The 22,837-nt window shown below is 73.7% G+C and carries 22 protein-coding genes and 1 pseudogene; 13 read left to right on the top strand and 10 right to left on the bottom strand.

The window, feature by feature from the left end:
- The first annotated feature begins 5 nt into the window (after positions 1 to 5).
- From LO772_RS13040 to LO772_RS13020, 5 genes are all read left to right on the top strand, one after another.
- Positions 6 to 1,619 (top strand): allantoate amidohydrolase, encoded by a 1,614-nt coding sequence (locus LO772_RS13040; RefSeq protein WP_443089453.1) that lies wholly within the window; start codon positions 6 to 8, stop codon positions 1,617 to 1,619.
- Positions 1,616 to 2,971, top strand: a complete 1,356-nt coding sequence (locus LO772_RS13035) for a formimidoylglutamate deiminase (RefSeq protein WP_231778573.1) — start codon at positions 1,616 to 1,618, stop codon at positions 2,969 to 2,971. Before LO772_RS13040 ends, LO772_RS13035 begins: the two co-directional genes overlap by 4 nt.
- Positions 2,968 to 4,158, top strand: a complete 1,191-nt coding sequence (hutI, locus tag LO772_RS13030; protein ID WP_231778572.1) for an imidazolonepropionase — start codon at positions 2,968 to 2,970, stop codon at positions 4,156 to 4,158. Before LO772_RS13035 ends, hutI begins: the two co-directional genes overlap by 4 nt.
- 185 nt (positions 4,159 to 4,343) lie before the next feature.
- Positions 4,344 to 5,540 (top strand): acyl-CoA dehydrogenase family protein, encoded by a 1,197-nt coding sequence (locus tag LO772_RS13025; RefSeq protein WP_231778571.1) that lies wholly within the window; start codon positions 4,344 to 4,346, stop codon positions 5,538 to 5,540.
- 402 nt (positions 5,541 to 5,942) lie between these two features.
- Positions 5,943 to 6,431, top strand: a complete 489-nt coding sequence (locus tag LO772_RS13020) for a general stress protein (RefSeq protein WP_231778570.1) — start codon at positions 5,943 to 5,945, stop codon at positions 6,429 to 6,431.
- A gap of 192 nt (positions 6,432 to 6,623) precedes the next feature.
- On the opposite strand, the gene corA is transcribed toward LO772_RS13020, so the two are convergent.
- A complete protein-coding gene (gene corA / locus LO772_RS13015) occupies positions 6,624 to 7,715 on the bottom strand; it encodes a magnesium/cobalt transporter CorA (RefSeq protein ID WP_231778569.1) in 1,092 nt (363 codons plus the stop codon).
- A 458-nt stretch (positions 7,716 to 8,173) separates the two neighbouring features.
- On the opposite strand from corA, the gene LO772_RS13010 reads away from it, so the two are divergent.
- Positions 8,174 to 8,782 (top strand): suppressor of fused domain protein, encoded by a 609-nt coding sequence (locus tag LO772_RS13010; RefSeq protein WP_231778568.1) that lies wholly within the window; start codon positions 8,174 to 8,176, stop codon positions 8,780 to 8,782.
- 173 nt (positions 8,783 to 8,955) lie between these two features.
- On the opposite strand, the pseudogene LO772_RS36290 reads toward LO772_RS13010, so the two are convergent.
- Together LO772_RS36290 and LO772_RS13000 are read right to left on the bottom strand one after the other, a co-directional pair.
- Positions 8,956 to 9,060, bottom strand: a pseudogene (locus LO772_RS36290) (alpha/beta fold hydrolase); the annotation flags it as partial.
- 127 nt (positions 9,061 to 9,187) lie between these two features.
- Entirely contained in the window at positions 9,188 to 9,631 is a 444-nt protein-coding gene (locus LO772_RS13000) for a universal stress protein (protein WP_231778567.1), read from the bottom strand.
- A gap of 241 nt (positions 9,632 to 9,872) precedes the next feature.
- On the opposite strand from LO772_RS13000, the gene LO772_RS12995 reads away from it, so the two are divergent.
- Complete coding sequence (locus LO772_RS12995) at positions 9,873 to 10,709, top strand: hypothetical protein (RefSeq protein WP_231778566.1); 837 nt, start codon at positions 9,873 to 9,875, stop codon at positions 10,707 to 10,709.
- A gap of 218 nt (positions 10,710 to 10,927) precedes the next feature.
- Positions 10,928 to 11,434, top strand: coding sequence for a MaoC family dehydratase (locus tag LO772_RS12990; RefSeq protein ID WP_231778565.1), 507 nt, complete (start codon positions 10,928 to 10,930; stop codon positions 11,432 to 11,434).
- An 85-nt stretch (positions 11,435 to 11,519) separates the two neighbouring features.
- On the opposite strand, the gene LO772_RS12985 is transcribed toward LO772_RS12990, so the two are convergent.
- A complete protein-coding gene (locus tag LO772_RS12985) occupies positions 11,520 to 12,461 on the bottom strand; it encodes a ribokinase (RefSeq protein WP_231778564.1) in 942 nt (313 codons plus the stop codon).
- Positions 12,451 to 12,852 (bottom strand): NUDIX hydrolase, encoded by a 402-nt coding sequence (locus tag LO772_RS12980; RefSeq protein WP_231778563.1) that lies wholly within the window; start codon positions 12,850 to 12,852, stop codon positions 12,451 to 12,453. The genes LO772_RS12985 and LO772_RS12980 overlap by 11 nt, the downstream gene beginning before the upstream one ends.
- Before the next feature lie 223 nt (positions 12,853 to 13,075).
- On the opposite strand from LO772_RS12980, the gene LO772_RS12975 reads away from it, so the two are divergent.
- Positions 13,076 to 13,714: a DUF6758 family protein gene (locus LO772_RS12975; protein ID WP_231778562.1), complete on the top strand. Its 639-nt coding sequence runs from the start codon at positions 13,076 to 13,078 to the stop codon at positions 13,712 to 13,714.
- 152 nt (positions 13,715 to 13,866) lie between these two features.
- Here the strand turns inward: LO772_RS12975 and LO772_RS12970 are convergent, their stop codons facing one another.
- Entirely contained in the window at positions 13,867 to 14,715 is an 849-nt protein-coding gene (locus tag LO772_RS12970) for a PHP domain-containing protein (protein ID WP_231778561.1), read from the bottom strand.
- A gap of 240 nt (positions 14,716 to 14,955) precedes the next feature.
- On the opposite strand from LO772_RS12970, the gene LO772_RS12965 reads away from it, so the two are divergent.
- Positions 14,956 to 16,041 (top strand): S-(hydroxymethyl)mycothiol dehydrogenase, encoded by a 1,086-nt coding sequence (locus LO772_RS12965; protein ID WP_231778560.1) that lies wholly within the window; start codon positions 14,956 to 14,958, stop codon positions 16,039 to 16,041.
- Complete coding sequence (locus tag LO772_RS12960; protein ID WP_231778559.1) at positions 16,038 to 16,661, top strand: MBL fold metallo-hydrolase; 624 nt, start codon at positions 16,038 to 16,040, stop codon at positions 16,659 to 16,661. Before LO772_RS12965 ends, LO772_RS12960 begins: the two co-directional genes overlap by 4 nt.
- Before the next feature lie 145 nt (positions 16,662 to 16,806).
- Here the strand turns inward: LO772_RS12960 and LO772_RS12955 are convergent, their stop codons facing one another.
- Positions 16,807 to 17,007 carry a hypothetical protein gene (locus LO772_RS12955; RefSeq protein ID WP_231778558.1) on the bottom strand — a complete coding sequence of 67 codons (201 nt, stop codon included), beginning with the start codon at positions 17,005 to 17,007 and terminating at the stop codon, positions 16,807 to 16,809.
- Between the two features lie 330 nt (positions 17,008 to 17,337).
- Here LO772_RS12955 and LO772_RS12950 point away from each other — a divergent pair, with 330 nt between their 5' ends.
- Positions 17,338 to 18,381, top strand: coding sequence for an NYN domain-containing protein (locus LO772_RS12950; protein ID WP_231778557.1), 1,044 nt, complete (start codon positions 17,338 to 17,340; stop codon positions 18,379 to 18,381).
- A 28-nt stretch (positions 18,382 to 18,409) separates the two neighbouring features.
- Here LO772_RS12950 and LO772_RS12945 read toward each other — a convergent pair whose 3' ends face one another.
- Positions 18,410 to 19,285 (bottom strand): alpha/beta fold hydrolase, encoded by an 876-nt coding sequence (locus LO772_RS12945; protein WP_231778556.1) that lies wholly within the window; start codon positions 19,283 to 19,285, stop codon positions 18,410 to 18,412.
- Between the two features lie 456 nt (positions 19,286 to 19,741).
- Positions 19,742 to 21,394, bottom strand: coding sequence for a DEAD/DEAH box helicase (locus tag LO772_RS12940; protein WP_231778555.1), 1,653 nt, complete (start codon positions 21,392 to 21,394; stop codon positions 19,742 to 19,744).
- Between the two features lie 347 nt (positions 21,395 to 21,741).
- Here LO772_RS12940 and LO772_RS12935 point away from each other — a divergent pair, with 347 nt between their 5' ends.
- Entirely contained in the window at positions 21,742 to 22,437 is a 696-nt protein-coding gene (locus tag LO772_RS12935) for a ferritin-like fold-containing protein (protein WP_231778554.1), read from the top strand.
- Positions 22,438 to 22,533: 96 nt separating this feature from the next.
- Here the strand turns inward: LO772_RS12935 and LO772_RS12930 are convergent, their stop codons facing one another.
- Positions 22,534 to 22,761 (bottom strand): DUF3107 domain-containing protein, encoded by a 228-nt coding sequence (locus tag LO772_RS12930; RefSeq protein WP_231778553.1) that lies wholly within the window; start codon positions 22,759 to 22,761, stop codon positions 22,534 to 22,536.
- Positions 22,762 to 22,837 lie beyond the last annotated feature (76 nt).

The raw sequence follows: 22,837 nt of genomic DNA, 5'->3' as shown, positions 1-22,837 counted from the left end.
AAGAGATGTGGGCGGAGCTCGCGCCGATCGGCCGCGACGCGACCGGAGGCGGGTACCGGCGGTTCGCCTGGACCGCCGCGGACCTCGCGTGCCGCGCGTGGTTCCGTGCGCAGGCCGAGCGGCGGGGGCTCGTGTACGAGCTGGACCGCAACGGCAACCAGTGGGCGTGGTTCGCGGGTCCGGACGCGGCTCCGGAGAGGGACGGGGGAGAGAGCACCGCCGTGCCCGCCCGGGACGTGCCCCGCGGGAACGGCGGGGGCGAGGGCGGCGACGGGGCACCGCGTCACGGAACCGGGCCTGCCCGGGGGACGGCTCCGGAGGAGGACGACGGCGAGCGTCGCGAAGGGCGCCGCTCCGGTGGCGGGTCCGCCGCGGGGGCGGACCAGCCGAGAAGCGGGGCCGGAGTCGGCCCCCCACCCCTCGGCCGGGACCGGAGCGGGACGGGCGGCCCCGGCGGCGGGCCGCCGGGAAGCGGCGCCTCGGCCGGAGCCTCGCCTGGCGCCTTCGACGGAGGCCGGGGCCGGGCCGCTGTGGCGCCGCGCAGTTGGTCGCCCGCCATGGCGCGTGACGCGGTCGTCACCGGGTCGCACCTCGATTCCGTCCCCGACGGCGGGGCCTTCGACGGGCCCCTCGGGGTGGCCTCCGCGTTCGCGGCGTTCGACCGTCTCATCGCGGGCGATGCCGTCTTTCGGCGCCCTTTCGCGGTCGTCAACTTCGCCGACGAGGAAGGCGCCCGCTTCGGTGTCGCGTGCGTCGGGTCACGGCTGGCCGCGGGCGTGCTCACCGCCGACCAGGCACACGCCCTGCGTGACGGCGACGGCGTGTCGCTGCCCGACGCGATGGCCGCCGCCGGCCACGATCCCGCCGCGCTCGGCGCCGACCCCGAACTCCTCGGCCGCATCGGCTGTTTCGTGGAGCTGCACATCGAGCAGGGCCGCGCGCTCGCGGACCGCGGCACGCCCGTCGGCGTCGCCTCCGCGATCTGGCCGCACGGCCGGTGGCGGTTCGACTTCCGCGGCACCGCCGACCACGCGGGCACCACGCGCCTGGAAGACCGCCGCGACCCCATGCTCACGTACGCCACCACCGTGCTCGCCGCCCGCAAGAAGGCCCGGCTCGCGGGGGCGCTCGCGACGTTCGGCAAGGTCACCGTCGAGCCCAACGCGACCAACGCCATCGCCTCTCTCGTACGCGGTTGGCTCGACGCCCGGGCACCGGCGGAGGACGTGCTCGACCGCGTCGTCGCCGAGACCGCGCACGCCGCACGCGAACGCGCCGGGCGCGACGGGACGGCGGTCGAGGTGGTGCGCGAGTCGTACACACCGGCCGTCGCGTTCGCCGGGCCGCTGCGCGACCGGATCGCGCGGTGCCTGGGCGACGCCCCGGTGCTGCCGACCGGGGCCGGACACGACGCGGGGGTCCTGTCGGCAGTGCTGCCCACCGCGATGCTGTTCGTCCGGAATCCGACCGGGGTATCGCACTCCCCGGCCGAGTTCGCCGAGCCGTCCGACCGCCTCGCCGGGGTCGACGCGCTCACCGCGGTGCTCGCCGGGCTCCTCGCGGACGGCCATCCGCGTACGGACGAGGAGCCGCGTCCGAACAAGGAGCCGACCGCGTGACCCTCCAGCCCTCCGGACTCCTGTGGTGCGAACTCGTGCACACCCGCACGGGCGTCGAACGCGACGTCGCGATCGACATCCGCGACGGGCGCATCGCCGGCATCCGTCCTGACACCATCCCGCCGCCCGGCGCCGAGATCCGGCGCGGGCTGACCGTCCCGGGCTTCGCCAACACCCACGCGCACGCCTTCCACCGCGTGCTGCGCGGACGTACACAGGCCGGAGCCGGGACGTTCTGGACGTGGCGCGCGATGATGTACGCCGCCGCCGACAGGCTCGACCCCGACACGTACCTGGCGCTGGCCCGTGCCGTGTACGTCGAGATGGCCCTCGCCGGGATCACCACCGTCGGCGAGTTCCACTACCTCCACCACGGCGCCCGCGGCACTCCCTACGCCACCCGCAACGCGATGGGCCACGCACTCGTCGAAGCCGCGCGGCAGGCCGGCATCCGCATCACTCTGCTCGACACCTGCTACCTGACCGGCGGCATCGGCGAACGCCCGCACAACACGCAGCTGCGCTTCACCGACGGCGACGCCGACCGGTGGGCCGACCGCGCCGGAGCGCTCGCCGACGCGTACCGGGACGCCGACGACGTGCTCGTCGGTGCCGCCGTGCACTCCGTGCGCGCGGTTCCCGACACGCAGATTCCCGTCGTCGCGGCGTGGGCCGCCGACCGCGACGTACCGCTGCACGCGCACGTCTCCGAGCAGCCGATCGAGAACCACGCGTCGTTCGAGGCGTACGGCAGGACGCCGGTCGAGGTCTTCGACGCCGCCGGCGCGCTCGGCCCGCGCTTCACCGCCGTGCACGCCACGCACGTCGGCGCCCACGACATCACCGTGCTCGGCCGGTCGGGTGCGGGCGTGTGCCTGTGCCCGACGACCGAGCGGGACCTCGCCGACGGGATCGGCCCGGCCGGCGACCTCGCCCGCGCGGGCGTGCGGCTGTCGCTCGGCACCGACAGCCAGGCCGTGACCGACATGTTCGAGGAGGCCCGGGGCGTCGAACTCGGCGAGCGCCTGCGCACCGGCAGCCGCGGCCATTTCACCACCGCCCGGCTCCTGGCCCATGCCACCGCCCTGGGCCAGGCGGCGCTGGGCCGCGACGACGTCGGCCGCATCGAGACCGGCATGCGCGCCGACCTGGTGACCATCGGGCTCGACTCGGTGCGCCTGGCCGGGACCGTGCCGCGCCTCGCGCCGTCGTCCGCCGTGTTCGCCGCCACCGCCGCGGACGTCACCCATGTCACCGTCGCGGGGCGCACCATCGTGGCGGACGGCACGCACCGGCTCATCGAGGACGTGCCCGGCGAACTCACCGCGGCCATCCGGGCGTTGGTCGCATGACCGCGCTGCTCGTCGACAACATCGGGGCGCTCGTCACCAACGACCCGGCCCTGGGCACGGGCCCGCTGGGCCCGCTCGCGGACGCGGCCGTGGTCGTCGAGGACGGCCGCGTCGCGTGGGTCGGCCCGGCCGGTGCGGCACCCGGCGCCGACGCACGGCACGATGCCGAGGGCCGCGCGGTGCTGCCGGGTTTCGTCGACTCGCACGCCCACCTTGTCTTCGCCGGCGACCGTACGGCCGAGTTCGCGGCGCGCATGGCCGGTCAGGCGTACACCGCCGGGGGGATCCGCGCCACGGTCGCCGCGACCCGCGCGGCGAGCGACGGCGAACTCGCCGCCAACCTCGACCGGCTCGCCGCCGAGGCGGCCCGCCAGGGCACGACGCACATCGAGTGCAAGTCCGGGTACGGCCTGACGGTCGACGACGAGGCGCGCGCGCTCCGGCTCGCGCACCGCGTCACCGACGACGTCACCTATCTCGGCGCGCACATCGTCGCCCCCGAGTACGCCGACGATCCCGCCGGCTACGTCGCTCTCGTCACCGGGCCCATGCTGGACGCGTGCGCGCCGCACGCGCGCTGGATCGACGTCTTCTGCGAGCGCGGCGCGTTCGACGGCGACCAGGCCCTTGCGGTCCTCACGGCCGGCATCGCCCGGGGGCTGGTGCCGCGCGTGCACGCCAACCAGCTCGGTCCCGGGCCGGGTGTGCGCCTCGCGGTCGACGTGGGCGCGGCGTCCGCCGACCACTGCACGCACCTCACCGACGCCGACGTCGACGCGCTCGCCGGTTCCGCGACCGTCGCGACGCTGCTGCCCGGGGCCGAGTTCGCCACCCGGGCGGCCTATCCCGACGCGCGGCGCCTGATCGACGCGGGCGCGACCGTCGCCCTGTCGACCGACTGCAACCCGGGGACGAGCTTCACGACCTCGATGCCCTTCTGTATCGCGCTGGCCGTGCGCGAGATGGGCATGACCCCCGACGAGGCCGTCTGGTCCGCGACCGCGGGCGGCGCCGCGGCGCTGCGGCGCGACGACGTGGGCCGCGTCATACCCGGCGCGCGAGCCGATCTCGTCGAGTTGGACGCGCCGTCGCACGTGCATCTGGCGTACCGGCCGGGCGTGCCGCTCGTGCGTACGGTGTGGCGCGGGGGGAGGGTGGTTGCCCGGGGCCGGCCGGCGGCCGGGTGAAACGATCTCCGCGCGACGGGACGCGGCGTAGCACGCCGACGCGCGGCCGGTGTGACGAGGGTCCCCTTCTCGACACGCCGCCCGGTCGTACATACTCCCGAGTAATCCTCACGACCAGACGCGTGGCCGGGACCGGAGGGCGACAGCAGGCCCGGACATGCGCGTACACGAGAAGGAGGCGCCTGGTGGGCCGCCTTGCGCAGACCGACGGGCTGAACGATGTCCAGCGGGAGATCCTCGCGACCGTCCGCACATTCGTGGACAAGCAGATCCTCCCGGTGGCGACCGAGCTCGAACACCGGGACGAGTACCCGACGGAGATCGTCGAGGGCATGAAGAAGATGGGGCTGTTCGGCCTCATGATCCCGGAGGAGTACGGCGGTCTCGGGGAGTCGCTGCTGACCTACGCGCTGGTGGTCGAGGAGATCGCGCGCGGCTGGATGAGCGTGTCCGGCATCATCAACACGCACTTCATCGTCGCGTACATGATCAAGCAGCACGGCACGCAGGAGCAGAAGGACTACTTCCTGCCGAGGATGGCCGAGGGCGAGATCCGCGGCGCGTTCTCGATGTCGGAGCCGCACTGCGGGTCGGATGTGTCCGCGATCCGTACGAAGGCGGTCAAGGACGGCGAGTTCTACGTCATCAACGGCCAGAAGATGTGGCTGACCAACGGCGGTTCGTCGAACCTGGTCGCGGTGCTGACCAAGACCGACGAGGGCGCGGGATCGGTCTACAAGAACATGACGACGTTCCTGGTCGAGAAGGAGCCCGGTTTCGGTGAGACCCGGCCCGGCCTGACCGTGCCCGGCAAGATCGACAAGATGGGCTACAAGGGCGTCGACACCACCGAGCTGGTCCTGGACGGCGTCAAGGTCCCCGCCGACCGCATCCTCGGCGGCGTGCCCGGCAAGGGCTTCTACCAGATGATGGACGGCGTCGAGGTCGGCCGCGTCAACGTCGCCGCCCGCGGCTGCGGCCTCGCCCAGCGCGCCTTCGAACTCGGCATCCAGTACTCGCAGCAGCGCGAGACCTTCGGCAAGCACCTGCACGAGCACCAGGCCATCCAGTTCAAGCTCGCCGAGATGGCCACCAAGGTCGAGGCCGCCCACCAGATGATGGTCATGGCCGCCCGCAAGAAGGACAACGGCGAGCGCAACGACCTCGAAGCCGGTATGGCGAAGTACCTCGCCTCCGAGTACTGCAAGGAGGTCGTCGAGGACGCCTTCCGCATCCACGGCGGCTACGCCTACTCCAAGGAGTTCGAGATCGAGAGGCTGTACCGCGAGGCCCCGATGCTCCTCATCGGCGAAGGCACCGCCGAGGTCCAGAAGATGATCATCGGACGCCGCCTCATGGACGACTACAAGCTGCGCGGCTGACCCTCGACCCGGTCGAACCGAGCGCCATTGCGGCCCGGGAGCCTTGTGGGCTCCCGGGCCGCAACCTTTCCCGCGATGGCGGGGCGACCGCGTCCCGATGGAGGCGTTCGACCTCCGACCCGGGATCAACCCCGCCCCTGCGGAACCACAGCGTGCACGTTCCGTGCCCACCGGACACAACGACGGACCGCCGAAGCGGTCACGCCGAAGACGGGCCGGGATCGCGATCGGGCGACTCCGGTTGCCCGAGGCCGCCCCACACGGGCCGGCGGCTGCCGCGTAGGTGGTGGGCGGGGCGTCCTCCGGCCCCCTCCCGTGTGGTTTCGGGGCCTGCGGGTACCCGGGTGAGCGGCACAAAGTGGACCACCAGGTCCGCTGCCGACCGGCCTGGGAGAGAATGCCATGTTCGGACAGAAGTTCCCGCCGATCTCGGGCGGTTCGCCCGGCGGAGTCGGCGAGGTTGTGGCGTCGTACACCGACTACGCGGGCGCCCAGCGGGCCGTCGACTACCTGTCCGACAACCAGTTCCCGGTCGAGCGGACCTCGATCGTGGGCGCGGACCTGCGGCTGGTCGAGAACGTCCTGGGCCGGCTGGACGCGAAGAGGGCCACGCTGTCCGGCGCCGCGAGCGGCGTGTGGTTCGGTCTGCTGCTCGGCCTGTTCCTCGGCATCTTCGCGCAGCGCGCCACGGGCTGGATCTGGATCGTCTTCGCGGGCATCGTGTGGGGTGCCCTCGCGGGCGCGCTGTTCGGCTGGATCGGCTACCGCAGCACGGGCGGCAGGCGCGACTTCGTCTCGACCAGCCAACTCGTCGCGGCCAGGTACGACGTCCTGGTGGAGACGTCGTACGCGGAACGCGCGCGCAATCTCGTCGGGCGCCTCAACCTGTGAGACGCGGGGCAGGGCGGCCACCGGGCCGCGAAACCGCCACGGCTCGCGCCGTGGCGGCGTGCCCCGGCCGCATCACCCGCCGCGGCCCGCACTCCTCCGCTCCACCCGGGCCCACCCCGGGAAACCCCGTACCCGGCGCCGCGCACACCGGGCCCTCGCGCGTCGGCCCGCTCCGCACCGACGGCCGGCCCGCTAGAGCCACCCGTTGCGCCGGAACCCCCGGCGGATCAGCAGGCACACCGTCAGCGTGACGCCCAGCACGGTCGGATAGCCGTAGCGCCAGTGCAACTCGGGCATGTGGTCGAAGTTCATGCCGTAGATGCCCGCGATCATCGTCGGAACCGCGAAGATCGCCACCCACGCCGAGATGCGCCGCATGTCCTCGTTCTGCGCGACCGTCACCTGCGCGAGGTTGGCCTGCAGGATCGAGGTCAGCAACTCGTCGAACGACGCGATCTGTTCGCTGACCCGCGCGAGGTGGTCCTCCACGTCGCGGAAGTATTCGCGGATGTCGGGGTGCACTTGGCGCATCGGGCGTTCCGCGAGCGTCTGCATCGGCCGCGCGAGGGGGGTCACCGCCCGCTTCAGCTCCAGCAGTTCGCGCTTGAGCTGGTAGATGCGCCCCGCGTCGCCGGACCCCCGGTTGCCGAACACCTCGTTCTCGACCTCGTCGATGTCGTCCTGCATCGACTGCGTGACATCGAGGTAGGCGTCCACGACCCGGTCGGCGACCGCGTGCAGGACCGACGACGGCCCGGCGGCGAGCAGGTCGGGGGTCTCCTCCAGCCGGTGCCGCAGTTCGCCGAGGCCGCCGTGCAGGCCGTGGCGGACGGTGACGACGAAGTTCCGCCCGAGGAACACCATGATCTCGCCGGTCTCGACGACTTCGCTGGTCGAGGTGAGGTGTTCGTGTTCGACGTACCGCACGGTCTTGAACACCGCGAACAGCGTGTCGTCGTAGCGTTCCAGCTTGGGGCGCTGGTGGGCCTTCACCGCGTCCTCGACCGCGAGCGGGTGCAGGCCGAACCGCTCGGCGATTCCCGCGAGTTCGTCGGCCGTCGGCTCATGCAGGCCGATCCAGACGAAGCCGTCGCCGCGTGCGTGGACGTCCTGGATCGCCGTCTCGGGCGCCGTGCGGCCCTGCTGCCGCGAGCCGTCGCGGTAGACCGCGCAGTCCACGACGCAATCGCCGGCGGCCACCGGATCGGGCACGACGGTGAGCGCCGTGCGTCGGCGGAGGACGGCCGGGCGGACGGCGGCACGCAGGTCGCGGATCATCGACATGGCGGGCTCCTTCACAGGAGGGCGCGCGTCAAGGCAGGCTGCGTCCGGCGCGTTTCGGCGCGCTGCGCGGCATGCCCCGGGGCGGGCTTGCGGCAGGGGAACTACGGGAGGGGAACGAGCCGGTTCCCGCGGCCTGGTCGGCGAGCGGGGCACGCCTCGTGCGTCACCCGCCGACAGCGCGTCGCGATCGATCGCGGGTGGCGGCGGACAAGGCCGTGCCGAGGCTCAGAGGGCGCGGATGCGGCCGGGGGATCGAGGGAGGTCGGGTGAACCGCCGGTACTGCAGGATGAGCCGGTATGCACCACAACCACCTCCCTGGGCCGGTCCCCGCCGGGGGATCGCCGGTTCCGCCATGACGGCGCCCCGCACCGGAGATTCCGGGCGGGCCAGCAAATCAGGGTAGCAGGCGGTAAGTTGCCGTGAAGTGTCGTCGGGGCGAACGCGTACGATGCCGCCCATGCTCGACTTGACGCCGCCTCCCGAACCGATCGACCCCGTTCCGGCCGTCGAGGCCCATGTCGTGGCGGCGTTCGGCGAGCCGTCGGGTCGTGCGGGCGTCACGTTCGTGGGCACCGACCGGATCGAGATTCTGCGTTTCGGTCCGGACGAGACCGGTGTCGTCCGCTATGTCACGCTCGGCATGGCGCGGTCGCCGATGACGGACCCGTCCGCGGCACTCGCCGACCCCGTCCGCGGCCCGCGCGCCGAACTGGTGCTGTCGGTGCGCGGCGCCCACGACTCGGTGCTGCGGCCCCTCGCCGTGCTGGCCGCGTCCCCGCAGGTCGAAGGCGTCGTGGTGGCGGCGGGTGCGTCGCTCGACGTCGGCGGGCCGTTGTGGGACGGCGCGGCGTTCACCGCGGTGCTGGTCGCCGAGCCCGGGGGCCTCGTCGCGGACCTCGCCCTGCCCGAACCGGCCGAGCCCGTGCGCTTCCTGCCCCTCCTGCCGATGACCGCGGCCGAAACGGCCTGGAAGCGCGTGCACGGCGCCGAGGCGCTCCGGGAGCGCTGGCTGGAGCACGGCACCGACCTGCGCGACCCGCGCCGCAGGGCCGTCCCCCTGACCTGAGCGGACGCGCGGGGCGGCCCGGGCCCGGGGGAGCCGGGCGGGTTATCGTGGCGCAGGCCCGCCAGGGAGCCGACCTCGCGGCTGATGTCGGGCCACAGCGCGGCCGGCAGCCCGAAGTAGCGCGCCACCTTCAGGCCGGACACGTCGCTGAGAAGTGCCGCCGACGAGGTCACCGAGAGCACGCGGTCGGGGTGCCGCAGGGCCGAGCGCTGGGCGATCAGACCGCCCAGCGAGTGGCCGAAGACGTGTGCGCGCTCCCAGCCGAGCGCGTCCAGCACGGCCGCGGCGTCGCCGGTCGCCGCGCGCGAGCCGCCGGAAGCGCTCTTCGACCGGCTTGTCGCCCGCGTCCTCCGGGGCCTGCTCCGGGCCGAGAGCGACTGAGGCGCGCGCGCCGCGGGCCGGTGCCTACGCGGCCCGGGCGGCCTCGGGGACCAGCAGGACCGGGCACGGCGCGCTGTGCACCACGGTGTCGCTGACGCTGCCGAGGAACATCGCGGCCAGGCCCTGGTGCCGGCGCGCGCCGAGCACGAGCAGGTCCGCGCCGTACTCCCGGGCGTGCTTGACCACCGTGTCGGCGACGTCGCTGCGCAGCGTCTCCCCGGCCCAGCCCTCGGCGTTCGACACGCCCGCGGCGCGCAGCGTCTCGACGGCGTCGGTGACGATCCTGCGGGCCTCGTCGTCGGGTTCCGCCTGGACGACGCCGAGGGTCCCGCCGCCGACCACGTCCACGGCCTGGATGTGCAGGACGCGTACGGCCGCGTCCTGCGACACGGCGAGTGCGGCGGTGTGGGCGAGAACGCCGGCGGACTCGGCGGTGGCGTCGACGGCGACGAGAATGTGCTTGTACATGGGCTTCCGACTTCCTGTGCGGTCGGCCGCCCGGGCGATGGCCCGGGTGGCCGTTCTTGCGGCGGGCTGTCGCCCTCCATCTTCGTCTCCGCCCCGGCGCCCTGGTCCGCGGGGCCGCCCGCCGCGCGAAACGATGACCCGCGTCACCGCCCCGCGGGGCGTGGCCGGTGCTTCCCGCCGCCGCCGGCCGGGGAACATGCCGGGGAAGGACCGCTCCGACCCGGCCGCCCGAGGGGGACTCATGCACGCGCCGCCCGCCGATCCCGTGGCCGCCGTGGGCATGCTCGACGCCCTCGACCAGGCCGCCGACGTCCTCGGGGTGACGGCCGAGGGAGCCGTGCGCTGGGCGGCGGCCGGGCACGTGGTGGGCCGCCGCGTGCGCTGCGGGCGCGGCACCGCGTGGCTGGCGGTGCGGGCCGTGCCGCTCGGCGAGGCCGGCGGCATCCTGTGGCACGGCAACGCGACCGCCGAGAAGGCCTTCGGCGACCTGGCGGGGGTGCGGCCGGCGCTGCTCAACCTGTACGACCGGACGGACGGCGGGACCGCGTACCGCGCGGAACTGACCGCCTGCCCCGACGAGCCGAGGTGTTCCCCGACCCCCGCGCCGTCGCCCGACCTCGCCCCCGCGGACCGGTGGTGGGCCACCCTCCGCCGCACGGTGGAGACCGTGGCCCGCGCCGCCACCGACCGCGTCGCGGTGGACCGTCAGGCCGTCGACGCCGTGCCCCGCGTGCTCGGGCTGCCCGCCCCGCACATCGAGCGGTTCGCGCCCGCCCACGCCGACCTGCACTGGGCGAACCTCACCGCGCACGGCCCGCACATCCTCGGCTGGGAGGGCTGGGGCCTCGCGCCGGAGGGGTACGACGCGGCGACGCTGCACGCCTGTTCGCTCGTGAACCCCGGGCTGGCCGCGCGGGTGCGCGTCGAATTCCCCGTCCTGGACACGGAGTCGGGGCGCGCCGCGGAAGTCGTCGCCGTCGCGCGGCTGATCGCCGCCGTCGCTCCCGACACCGACCCGGCGCTGTCGGACGCCCTGCGCGCCCGGGCCCGGGAACTGCGCGCCCGCGCCTCGCGGTAGCGGGCGTACGGCCCCTCGGACGGCAGGCGTCGTCGGACCGTCCGACCGGGCTTCCTATCATCGAGATCTCATGCCGGGTCGGGTGCCGGTCGACGGTGGTCGCGCCCGATGCGTGTGGATACGTCGTCGCCCCCGCACCTGACCGTCCGCGGCAGGCACCCGACGGGCTGCGGCGCATCCGACGGCGACGACGTTTTCGCAGCTCAGAGGGGACCACGATGCAGTTCGGCCGCTACTACGAGGAGTTCGAGGTCGGTGCGACCTACAAGCACTGGCCCGGCAAGACGGTCACCGAGTACGACGACCACCTGTTCTGCCTGCTCACGATGAACCACCACCCGCTCCACATGGACGTCAACTACGCCGAGAAGACGACCGACTTCGGCAGGAACGTCGTGGTCGGCAACTACATCTACTCGCTGCTGCTCGGCATGTCCGTGCCGGACGTCTCGGGCAAGGCCATCGCCAACCTGGAGATCGAGTCGCTGCGGCACGTCGCGCCGACGTTCCACGGTGACACGATCTACGGCGAGACGGTCGTGCTCGACAAGTGGGAGTCGAAGTCGAAGAACGACCGCGGCGTCGTCCACGTGGAGACCAAGGGCTACAAGCAGGACGGCACGCTGGTGTGCGTGTTCCGCCGCAAGGTGATGGTGCCGAAGACGTCGTACGGCGAGGCCCGGGGCGGCGAGCAGCCCGGCCGTCCGGAACTGCGCGAGGCGTGAGCGGAGGTCGGGGGGCGACGGGCGCGGGCACCGGGCGCTTTTCGTCCCCCCGGCCTTTCGCCCGCCGGCCGCGTCCGGGCCCGGATCACGTCTCCGGCGTCTGGGCGCCCTCGGCCGTCACCGCCGCCGCGCCGACGCGGACCGCGCACCGCACCGCGTCGGTGAGCGCGTCGCCCCGGGCGAGGCAGTGCCCGAGGGCGCCGGTGAACGCGTCGCCCGCGCCCGTCGTATCGACGGCGCGGACGGCGGGCGCCGGCACGTGGACCATCTCGCCGTCGCCCGCGGCGCACACCGCACCGGACGCGCCGAGCGTCATCACCCACGAGCGCGGCCGGACGCCCGACGCCCGCAGGCGGTCGCGTGCCCGCCGCGCGCGTTCGAGGGGCGTACGCGACGCGTCGGGCGCCCACGAAGACGTCGCCCCGCCGTCCGCCGCCGACACGCCTGCCGCCTCGTGTTCGTTGACCACCAGCGGATCGCCCAACGCCACCGCGCCGGCCTCGGGCGACCACGGCCCCGGCGACGCGTTCACCATGACGCGCGTGCCCGCCTCCCCGCACCGGCGCAGCACCTCGGCGACCGCCGCGTGCGGGATCTCCAACTGCACCGACACCACACGGGCGCGCCGCAGTACGGGCTCCAGCGCGGCGACGTCCTCGGGACGGAAACGGGCGTTCGCGCCGGGCGAGACGGTGATGGTGTTCTCGCCGCGCTCGTCGACGGTGATCAGCGCGACCCCGCTCGGCCCGGCATCGGTCGTCACGAGCGCGGTGTCGACCCCGGCCGCACGCAGGCGGTCGAGCAGCATCGCCCCGTACGCGTCGGACCCCACGCGCCCCGCGAACGCCACCTTCGCCCCGAGCCGCGCCGCCGCGACGGCCTGGTTCGCGCCCTTGCCGCCGGGGTGGACCGCCAGGTCGCCGCCGAGGACCGTTTCCCCCGGACGCGCGTGCCGGGGCACCCGGACCACCAGGTCGGCGTTGACCGAGCCGACCACCAGCAACGCGGGTGCGGCGTCAGTGGACACCCGGGACGTTCCACTCCCGCAGCGCGTCCAGGAGGCCGTGGGTCAGGTCCAGGTCCGCGAGCAGTTCGGGGGTGATCCACCGCGCGTCCTCGGCGTCGTCGCCCGCGCGGAGGACACCGCCGTGGACGATGCACGCGTAGTCGCGGATCTCGTAGCAGCCTCCGCCGGGAGCCGGGCGCCGCACGCTGCCGACCAGCGGGCCGACGGTGACCTCCAGCCCGGTTTCCTCGGCCAGCTCGCGCACGAGCGCCTGCTCGTCCGTTTCCCCCGCCTCGACCCGGCCGCCCGGCAATGACCATTGGCCTTTGCCCGGGGCCGTGCCGCGACGGATGAGGAGAAGACGCCCCTCGCCGTCGAGGACGATCGCGCCGACACAGGGAGTGGACCGCATACCGGCGAGCGTATCCGCCATTCGGCGGATGCCGAGGCGAATCCGTCCGCGTGTCGCCTCAAGATCGTCGAACGTTGCGCTAAGAGCGCGGTGCCATGCGCATTTCCCCCGTGCTTCTCGCCGCGGGGCGATATGGCGCCCGGAACATTACCAACTGTCATGTTTATTACGAGATGTCCGTATCGCCTTGACGCGGGCGCTTCGGCAAGGGACCGTCGAGCATATGAAGGGCGAGCCGAGCTGCCCACGCTGTGGTGCCCGCGTCCGGCCTCCGGGCCTGTTCTCCGCGGCCTGGCAATGCGACCTGCACGGACCCGTGCCCCCGCTCCAGCCCGTGGTCCCGCCGAGCGTCGAGGCGCTCGAGGTCGTCGTACGGCGTTCGCGCGTCCCCGTCTGGCTTCCCTGGCCGCTGCCGCCGGGATGGCTGTTCACCGGGGTCGCACACGCGGGGGACGACCGGTCGGGCCCCCGTGCGGTCGCCGTCGCCTGCACGGGCCCCGCGCCGCTGGGCGGACCGGGCGAACTGGTGCTGGTGGCGGAGGAGATCGGGATCGGTCTGGGCGCCCGGTACGCGGGCCTCCCGGGCCCCGACCCCGGAACGGAGCTGGTCGACGGCGGCCACGCCCCCGCGAAGGTCCTCGCCGCCGGCCGTCCCACGGCACTGTGGTGCGTCCCGGGCGCCCCCGCCGACCGCGCGGTGTACGCGGGCGAGGCGATGGGCCTGTGGCTGTGGGCGGTCCTCTGGCCGGGCAAGGCGGGCCACCTGGTCTACGACGACCTCGAACTCAGCGACCTGCGCGAGTCGAAGGTGGAACTCGACAACCTCCCGTGCGGAGCGCTGTCACCGAAACTGTCCGGCTGACGGGGCCACGCGCCCCAACGACCACGCGACACAGCCGGACCGCACGGCCCCAAACCAGACAGCAGCCGCGCAGGACTCGCGCGCACGCAAGCCCCCCGCACAGCCCGCCCCGCCTCGGCCGTCCCGGCGCGCGCCGACCGCCCCGGCGGACCTCACCCCGTGAGCGGTGCCACCCCGTGCGCCTGGTCCATGATCGCCTCGTACGCGTCCGGGGCCGTCGTGTGCAGCCCGAGTGCGAGGATCTTGCGGCTGCCGTGGTAGTCGCTCGACCCCGTCGTGGGCAGGTCCAGCCCGCGGGCGAGGTCGCGGAGGTGGGCGCGGGTGTCGTCGTCGTGGTCGAAGTGGTCGACCTCGATGCCGCCGAGGCCGTGCGCGGCCAGGGACTCGATGGTCGCGTCGGAGACCGTGCGCCCGCGCTTGCTCGCCCCCGGGTGCGCGAAAACCGCGACACCCCCCGCGGCGCGGATCATACGGACCGCCTCCACGGCGGCGATCTCGTACTTGGCGACGAAGGCCCGGCCCCCGTCCTTGAGCCAATCCGGGGTGAACGCCTCCGCCAGGTCGTCGATGACACCCGCCTCCACCAGCGCGGTCGCCACATGCGGGCGCCCGACCGCGCCGTCACCGGCGATCTCGACCACGCGCTCCCACGTGATCGGCGCCCCGAGGGCGACGCAGCGCTCGACCATCGCCCGCGCCCGGCGCACCCGGTCGGTGCGCACCAGCTCGCGCGCCCGCGCGAACTCCGGCTCCTCCGGGTCGAACAGATATCCGAGCATGTGCAGGCTGATGCCGTCGTCGTCGATGCAGCTGATCTCCGCCCCGCGCACGAGGGTGAGCCCGTCCGGCAGCGCCTCCGCGGCCTCCCGCCACCCGCCGGTCGTGTCGTGGTCGGTCAGCGCGATGACGTCGAGCCCGGTCTCCCGCGCCAGGCGGACCAGATCGGCCGGGCGGTCCGTGCCGTCCGAGGCGGTGCTGTGGGTGTGCAGGTCGATACGCACGCGGACCTCGCTGTCGGGTCGAACGGGTGATCCGGCCACAGTAGCCGGGGCCGCGGCGCGGCCGACCGCCCCGGCCGAGGGCGCGACCCCGCCCCGGAGTCCCGTGGCCCGGCCGCGTCAGGCCCGCCGAGAACCGCCCGCCGGTCACGCGCCCGCCCGCCGCAGCCACCGTTCGCGCGGATCCCGGCCCTCCGCGCGGTTACAGTGCGGTGCGAGTCAGGACAAGCGGAGGTGAGCGGTATGAGCCGTCGGGTTCGCGGTGTCGTCGCGCGGAGCAAAGGCGCTCCCGTGAGTGTCGAAACGATCGTCGTCCCGGATCCCGGGCCGGGTGAGGCGCGGGTGACGGTGCAGGCCTGCGGCGTCTGCCACACGGACCTGCACTACCGCGAGGGCGGCATCAACGACGACTTCCCGTTCCTCCTCGGCCACGAGGCGGCCGGTGTCGTGGAGTCCGTCGGCGAGGGCGTCTCCGGTCTGGCCCCCGGCGACTACGTGGTGATCGCCTGGCGGGCGCCCTGCGGTGAGTGCCGCGCGTGTCTGCGGGGGCGGCCGTGGTACTGCTTCGCGTCGCTCAACGCCCGGCAGCCCATGACGCTGGAGGACGGCACACCCCTGAGCCCGGCCCTCGGCATCGGCGCGTTCGCCGAGATGACGCTCGTCGCCGCCGGGCAGTGCGTCAAGGTCGATCCCGCCGCCCGTCCCGAGGCGGCCGGGCTCATCGGCTGCGGGGTGATGGCCGGCTTCGGTGCCGCCGCCAACACCGGCAATGTGCAACGCGGCGACTCCGTCGCGGTGATCGGGTGCGGCGGCGTCGGCAACGCCGCGATCGCGGCGGCCCACCTGGCGGGCGCGCGCAAGGTCATCGCGGTCGACGTCGACGACCGCAAGCTCGAGTGGGCCAAGGGCTTCGGGGCGACGGACACCGTCAACGCGCGCGAGACCGACCCGGTCGAGGCCATCCGGGCGCTCACCGAGGGCAATGGCGCCGACCTGGTCGTCGAGGCCGTGGGCCGCCCGGAGACGTACGAGCAGGCGTTCTACGCCCGCGACCTGGCCGGCACGCTCGTCCTGGTCGGCGTCCCGACCCCGGAGCTGCGGATCGAGCTGCCGATGATCGAGGTCTTCGGCCGCGGCGGCGCCCTCAAGTCGTCGTGGTACGGCGACTGCCTGCCGACCCGCGACTTCCCGATGCTCGTCGACCTGTACCTGCGCGGCCGTCTGCCGCTGGACGAATTCGTGTCGGAGACCATCGCGCTCGACGACGTCGAGTCGGCGTTCACCAAGATGCACCACGGCGACGTGCTGCGCTCGGTGGTGGTCCTGTGACCGTCGAACACCTGGTCACCTCGGGGATCTTCTCGCTCGACGGGCAGGACTTCGACGTCGACAACAACGTGTGGATCGTCGGCGACGCGAGCGAGGCGGTCGTCATCGACGCCGCGCACGACGCCGACGCCATCGCCGCCGCGGTCGGCGACCGGCGCCTGACCGCGATCGTGTGCACGCACGGCCACAACGACCACATCAACGCCGCCGCCGCACTGGCCGAGCGCTACGGCGCGCCGATTTACCTGCACCCGCGCGACCGCGTGCTGTGGGACGCCGTCTACCCCGACCGCGCCCCGGACGCCGCGCTCACCGACGGCCAGGTGGTACGCGTCGCCGGCACCGAGCTGCGGGTGGTCCACACGCCGGGGCACGCGCCGGGCGCGGTGTGCCTGTACGCGCCGGAGCTGGACACGCTGTTCTCCGGCGACACGCTCTTCCGCGGCGGGCCGGGGGCGACCGGGCGGTCGTTCTCGTCGTTCCCGGTGATCCTCGACTCGATCCGCGAGCGCCTGCTGACCCTCCCCGCCGGGACACGCGTCCTGACCGGGCACGGCGACGAGACGACGATCGGCGCGGAGGCGGGGGACTACGAGGAGTGGGTGGCCCGGGGCCACTGAGCCGGGCACGGCACGGGTGGCACAGGCCGCACGGGGCGTGCGGCCGGTGCGGCACCCGCCCCGGCACCCCGCCCCGGAGACGCGGGCCGAAATGCGTGAGGGCGCCGCACCCTGCGGCGGGTACGGCGCCCTCGGCGCGCATAGATCAAATGACCTGGGCCTCGGCCTGGTCCGCCGGCGCCGTGGCGTCGCTGGGCCGGACCGGACGGATGTACAGGCTCTCGCCTCGCGCGGCGGCCCGGGCGACGGCTTCGTTGACCGCCTCGATGTCGACGGCCGGCTTGCTGTGGGAATCGGTGCTCTGACTGGTGTCGGCGCTGGTGAGGTTAGTGATTCGGTAGCGCACACGCGCCTCCTCTTCTCCTCGGATGCGGAGCATGCCGGGGCCGCCCGGCGCGGGCGGCCCCGAACACGACATAGCGTATAAATCCCCCGTTCATCGCGCGCGGTGAACGGCGCGACCTGGCCGGCAGGCGCCCCTGAGGTCCCTGGAATCAAGGGGACATCGCCGACCGGAAAGTCGTTGTACACAACACGGATCGCGTTCTCCGCATTCCCGTGATCAGAAAGTTCCTCGACCGCGACAACCGGCGACAAGGACGAAACGGCTCGCACACCTTCCCGCGGTTGACCGTAAGACCGCCGGGAAGGCCCGGACATAGGACAATGCGAGGCAATGGAAGCAATGGACCAGCTTGGACCGCCGCCGGAGCACGCCGTGGCCGACGAACCGACACCCGACCGCAGCCCCGAACCCGAGATCGAACACGCGTCCGGTCCGGGCGAGGACGAGCACGGATCGGAACACGGATCGGCGCCCCCGGACGTCGTCGCGGTCCGCCTGGTCTCCGCGCCCCCGCACGCCGGCACCCACGCCGTCTTCGTCGACGTGGGCTACGTCTACGCCGCGATCGGCCTGCTGGTCGCCGGCACCGCCGAACGCCGGGCCTTCCGCATCGACGCCGAACTGCTGATCAGCTCGCTGATCGACGAGGCCCGCGTCGTCTTCCCCGAGGGCCGCCTCCTGCGCGTCTACTGGTACGACGGCGCCCGCAACCGCGTCCCGACCTTCGAGCAGAAGCAGGTCGCCGAACTCCCGGACGTCAAGGTCAGGCTCGGCAACCTCAACGCGCACAACCAGCAAAAGGGCGTCGACTCCCTCATCCGCAGCGACCTCGAATCACTCGCCCGCAACCGGGCCATCGAGGACGCGGTCGTGGTGAGCGGCGACGAAGACCTCGTGCTCGCCGTCGAGACCGCCCAGTCGTACGGCGTGCGCGTCCACCTGTGGGGCGTCGAGCCCGCGTACGGCCTCAACCAGGCCGAGCCGCTGGTGTGGGAGGCCGACGTCACCCGCATGCTGCACCGCGACTTCTGCGCGCCGTGCGTCTTCCAGCCCGCACCGGCCGCGATGGCCTCCGCGTTCGTCACGCCGCCCGTCCCGGTCGCCGGCGGCGGCCCAGCCCCGACGTTCGACCAGGTGTGGCGCCTCGGCGGCAAGATCGCCGAGCGCTGGCTGAACGCGCGCGGTCGCGAGGACATGGTCGACCTCATGCCCGGCCCCCGGCTGCCGGAGAACGTCGACAAGGCCCTGCTGGTCGAGGCGGAAGGCGAGCTGCAGTTCTCGCTGCGCCCCCACGAGGACCTGCGCCGCGCGCTGCGCAACGGCTTCTGGGACCGGCTGAGCCAGGAGTTCGGGACGGTGCACGGCGAGCCGTGACGCGGCACCGGGCTCATCCGCAGGCGCCTCAGCGCGAGACGTCCCAGAAGTCCGCGAGTTCCCGGGCCGTCGCGTCCGGCCGCTCCGCGTTGGGGGAGTGCCCGGTCCCTTCGACGGCGACATACGGCACGCCGAGGCGGCGCGCGGTGTCCCGCTGCCAGGCGACCGGCCACGCGTAGTCGTGCGCGCCGGACACCACGAGCACGCGCAGCCCCGCCGCGACACACGCGCCGAGCCGGTCGGTCAGATCCGGCTCGGTCCGCAACTGCCGTGCGGCGGCGGCGAGTCCGGCCGGTGAGTTGGCCAGCCAGCGGTCGCGCAGATACGCCGTGACCACGGGGTCCCGGGGCGGAGCGTCCGCGCTCCGGTCCGCGCGGCGCATCGCCTCCCACACCTGCCCGAGCGACAGGCCGGCCAACGCGCCCTCGAGAAGAAGCAGGCGCGCGATCTCGGCGTCGCGGATCGCGGCGGGCCCGGTGCTCAGCAGGGTGAGCGACGCGAGCCGTCCGGCGTCGTCGAGTGCCGCCGAACGCGCCACGAGCCCGCCGAACGAGTGCCCGACCAGATGCGGGCGCTCGTCGGGCGCCAAGGCGTCGTGCAGCGACCACAGGTCGGCGACCAGTTCGCCCCGCTCGTAGGCGGCGGCGTCGCGGAGGGGGCCGGGAGTCTCGTACTGGCCTCGCTGGTCGACCGCGAAGGCGCGGTAGCCGCGGCGGGCCAGCGGGTCCAGCAGGCCGATGAAATCCTCCTTGGCCCCGGTGAAGCCGGGCACCAGAAAGGCGGTGCCGCGTACCTCGCGGCCGTCCGGGGGCAGCCCCTCGAGGACCGCGAAATCGCCGCGCTTCGTGATGATCCGGCGGGCGCGAGCGGTCTCGGGCAGTGCGAGGAAGGGCGGAGTGCTCACGGTCCCGAGGGTAGGCCAGGTTCCCCCCGGAACCGGCACGTGCCGCAAACGGGACGGAAGCCGCGTCTCGCACCGCGCGCGCCCGGCTCGCGGGGGCGGCCCGGTGCGTGCCGGAGTGGCGACGTGCCGAACCCGGTGGCACCGGCGACGCGAGCCGCCGGAGCGGGGGACTTCGGTTCGGTGAGGTGGCGGCCTCGCGGGCCCCTGCGGATCCGGCCGCGGACGCGCGGGCGTCGGGCGGCGCCGTATTGATCGCCGAGTCACCCCACCTGCGGTCGACGCCGCGTCATCGCGTCTCCGTATCACGGCTGCCACGCGCCCCCCGGGCGGTCGGACCACACGGGAGGCCGACGGCCACGACGCGCCGGGCGTTCGCCCGACGGCGGATCGTGGCCGCACGGGCCACGCGCCCGGGATCGCGTCCGGGATCGCGCCCGGGCTCGCGGGCGGCCCGTCTCAGTCGGTCCGCTCGGTCTCCGCGGCTCCCGTCGCCGCGTCCGGACGGCGGCGGCGACGCCGGCGGCGGGGAGCGGCGGGCTCGGCCGAGGCGTCCGCCTCAGCGGGGGCCGGGGGAGCGGTCGCCGTGGCGTCCGAGGTGCCTTCCGTGACCGTCTCGGCGGCCGTGCTCCGCGAGCGCGTCCTCGTCCTCGTCCGCTTCTTCGGCTCGCGTGCCGCCTCGGTGACCGCCGCGTCGGCGACCGCCTCCGCGGCACCCTCGGCCGCGCCGACACCCTCCGACGCCACGCCGGCGGACTCGGCCGCCGCGCCGTCGTTCAAACGGCGGCGGCGACGGCTGCCCGGTGCCCGGCGGCGGCTCGGTTCGGCGGTGCCGGAGTCGTCGGACTGCGTCCGCGATCCGCCCCGGCCCCGGCCGCCGGAACGCGGCGAGCCCGTTCCGGACCGCCCGCGTCCGCCCTTGCCCGTCTCGCCCAGGTCCTCGACCGCCTCGGCGCCGAGGCCCGCGCGCGTCCGGTCGGCGCGCGGCAGCACGCCGGTCGCGGACTCGGGGATGCCCAGGTCGTCGTACAGGTGCGACGACGTCGAGTACGTCTCCGGGGGCTCGGGGAACGCCAGGTCCAGGGCCTTGTTGATCAGACCCCAGCGCGGCATGTCCTCCCAGTCGACGAGCGTCACCGCGACACCCGACGCGCCCGCGCGGCCGGTGCGGCCGATGCGGTGCAGGTAGGTCTTCTCGTCCTCGGGGCACTGGTAGTTCACGACGTGCGTCACACCGTCGACGTCGATGCCGCGCGCCGCGACGTCCGTCGCCACCAGCACGTCCACCTTGCCGTTGCGGAACGCCCGCAGCGCCTGCTCGCGCGCGCCCTGGCCGAGGTCGCCGTGTACCGCCGCGGCGGCGAAGCCGCGCTCGGCCAGGCTTTCGGCGAGGTCGGCACACGTGCGCTTGGTCCGGCAGAACACCATGACCAGGCCGCGGTCCTTCGCCTGGAGGATGCGCGACAGCATCTCCGGCTTGTCCATCGCGTGCGCCCGGTAGACGTGCTGCGCGACCGACGCGACGGTGGTGCCCTGGTCGTCCGGCGCCGACGCGCGGATATGCGTCGGGCGGTTCATGTAGCGGCGGGCCAGGGTGATGATCTGGCCCGGCATGGTCGCCGAGAACAGCATCGTCTGGCGGCGCGCCGGCAGCCGGTCGACGATCTTCTCGACGTCGGGCAGGAAGCCCAGGTCGAGCATCTCGTCGGCCTCGTCCAGGACGAGCATGCGCACCTGGGACAGGTCCAGGTGGCCCTGCCCGGCCAGGTCGAGCAGCCGGCCCGGAGTGCCGACGACGACCTCGACGCCCTTGCGGAGCGCGTCGACCTGCGGCTCGTACGCGCGTCCGCCGTACACCGACAGCACGCGCACCGAGCGGATCTTGCCGGCGCCGAGCAGGTCGTTGGTGACCTGGACGCACAGCTCGCGGGTCGGGACGACGACGAGCGCCTGCGGGCTCTTGCCCGGGACGGCGGTCGCGCGGCCGGCGTCGACGTCGGCCGAGGTCACGACGCGCTGGAGGAGGGGAATGCCGAAACCGAGGGTCTTGCCCGTTCCGGTCTTGGCCTGGCCGATCACATCGCTGCCCGCCAGGGCGACCGGAAGGGTCATCTCCTGGACGGGGAATGCCTCGACAATGCCGAGGCTTTCAAGGGCCTCGGCGGTCTCGGGAAGTACACCAAGTTCTCTGAAAGTCGTCAGGGGTCCAGCCTCTTCTGTGTGTGTAGGGCCGCCGTCATCTTCCGAGGCGGGTCAGGACCGCGTTGCCGCAACCAGATCGTCGAGCTGGACCGTTTTGTCCGCGTTCAATCTGGGGCACGACACGGGACCTCGGCCTCGGGCGGGGGCCCGAGCGGGGCGGTCGGAGCCGATCGTCCTCCGACCGGGCATCCGCGTTCCGTACCACTGTACCCGTCGCCGTACTCCACGCGGGGTGATGCTGATTACCCTCGGGTCTCATGACTGAGGGAACACAGCCCGACGGCATCGAGGCGGATTCGGCGGCCCGGGCGGCCGTCGTGGAACTGCTGGGCGTGCTCGCGTACGGCGAGATCACCGCCTTCGAACGCCTTGCCGAGGACGCCAAAATGGCGCCGTCCGTCGACGAGAAGGCCGCGCTCGCGGCGATGGCGGTCGCCGAATTCCACCACTTCGAGCGCCTGCGCGCGCACATCGCGTCACTCGGCGTGGACCCGGCCGACGCGATGGCCCCCTTCGTGGCGCCGCTCGACGCGTTCCACCGCCACACCGCGCCCTCGGATTGGCTGGAAGGCCTGGTCAAGGCGTACGTCGGCGACGGGATCGCGGCCGACTTCTACCGCGAGGTGGCCCAACACCTCGACCCGGACAGCCGCGTGCTGGTCGAGGAGGTCCTGGCCGACACCGGCCACGCCGGATTCGTCGTGGACACCGTCCGTGCCGCGATCGCACGCGACCCGCGCGTCGCCGGCCGCCTCGCCCTGTGGGGCCGCCGCCTGATGGGCGAGGCCTTGAGCCAGGCCCAACGCGTCGCCGCCGAACGCGACGCGCTCTCCGCCCTGCTGGTCGGCGGCCTCGCGGTCCCCGGCTTCGACCTCGCGGAGATCGGCCGCATGTTCACCCGGATCACGGAGGCCCACACGCGGCGCATGGCGGCGTTGGGGCTGGCCTCCTGAGCCGAGGCGTTGGGGCGGGGGATTCCCGCGGGTCCGGAGACAGCGTGAGGGGGCGGGACGCACCGTGTGTGTGTCCCGCCCCCTCACGATGCCGGATCAGACGGCGCCGAATCCGACGCGGCGGACGCTCGGTTCGCCGATCTCGACGTAGGCGAGACGGTCGGCGGGGACGATGACCCGGCGGCCCTTCTCGTCCTGGAGCGAGAGCACCCCGGCGGTGCCGGAGAGCGCGTCGGCCACCGCGCGTTCGACGTCTTCGGCGGTGTCGGTGCTCTCCAGCACCAGTTCCCGTCCGGCGTGCTGCACGCCGATCTTGACCTCCACGGCTGTCCCTCCGGTTCAGACGAGTGGGAGCGGCCATCGAACTGCGCGCGCCCGTACAAGAGGGAAGGCTAATCGA

Origin of the sequence: Yinghuangia sp. ASG 101, assembly GCF_021165735.1 — a bacterium.
GTDB lineage: Bacteria > Actinomycetota > Actinomycetes > Streptomycetales > Streptomycetaceae > Yinghuangia.
The sequence above is the reverse complement of the archived record's forward strand: the minus strand, read 5'-3'. Positions and strand labels throughout refer to the sequence as shown.

Bases quoted from the DNA above. Each gene is read 5' to 3' on its own strand.
- LO772_RS13040 (WP_443089453.1), top strand. From the start codon at position 6: ATGTGGGCGGAGCTCGCGCCGATCGGCCGCGACGCGACCGGAGGCGGG.
- hutI (WP_231778572.1), top strand. From the start codon at position 2,968: ATGACCGCGCTGCTCGTCGACAACATCGGGGCGCTCGTCACCAACGAC.
- LO772_RS13020 (WP_231778570.1), top strand. From the start codon at position 5,943: ATGTTCGGACAGAAGTTCCCGCCGATCTCGGGCGGTTCGCCCGGCGGA.
- corA (WP_231778569.1), bottom strand. From the start codon at position 7,715: ATGTCGATGATCCGCGACCTGCGTGCCGCCGTCCGCCCGGCCGTCCTC.
- LO772_RS13010 (WP_231778568.1), top strand. From the start codon at position 8,174: ATGCTCGACTTGACGCCGCCTCCCGAACCGATCGACCCCGTTCCGGCC.
- LO772_RS13000 (WP_231778567.1), bottom strand. From the start codon at position 9,631: ATGTACAAGCACATTCTCGTCGCCGTCGACGCCACCGCCGAGTCCGCC.
- LO772_RS12995 (WP_231778566.1), top strand. From the start codon at position 9,873: ATGCACGCGCCGCCCGCCGATCCCGTGGCCGCCGTGGGCATGCTCGAC.
- LO772_RS12990 (WP_231778565.1), top strand. From the start codon at position 10,928: ATGCAGTTCGGCCGCTACTACGAGGAGTTCGAGGTCGGTGCGACCTAC.
- LO772_RS12980 (WP_231778563.1), bottom strand. From the start codon at position 12,852: ATGCGGTCCACTCCCTGTGTCGGCGCGATCGTCCTCGACGGCGAGGGG.
- LO772_RS12975 (WP_231778562.1), top strand. From the start codon at position 13,076: ATGAAGGGCGAGCCGAGCTGCCCACGCTGTGGTGCCCGCGTCCGGCCT.
- LO772_RS12965 (WP_231778560.1), top strand. From the start codon at position 14,956: ATGAGCCGTCGGGTTCGCGGTGTCGTCGCGCGGAGCAAAGGCGCTCCC.
- LO772_RS12950 (WP_231778557.1), top strand. From the start codon at position 17,338: ATGGAAGCAATGGACCAGCTTGGACCGCCGCCGGAGCACGCCGTGGCC.
- LO772_RS12940 (WP_231778555.1), bottom strand. From the start codon at position 21,394: ATGACCCTTCCGGTCGCCCTGGCGGGCAGCGATGTGATCGGCCAGGCC.
- LO772_RS12935 (WP_231778554.1), top strand. From the start codon at position 21,742: ATGACTGAGGGAACACAGCCCGACGGCATCGAGGCGGATTCGGCGGCC.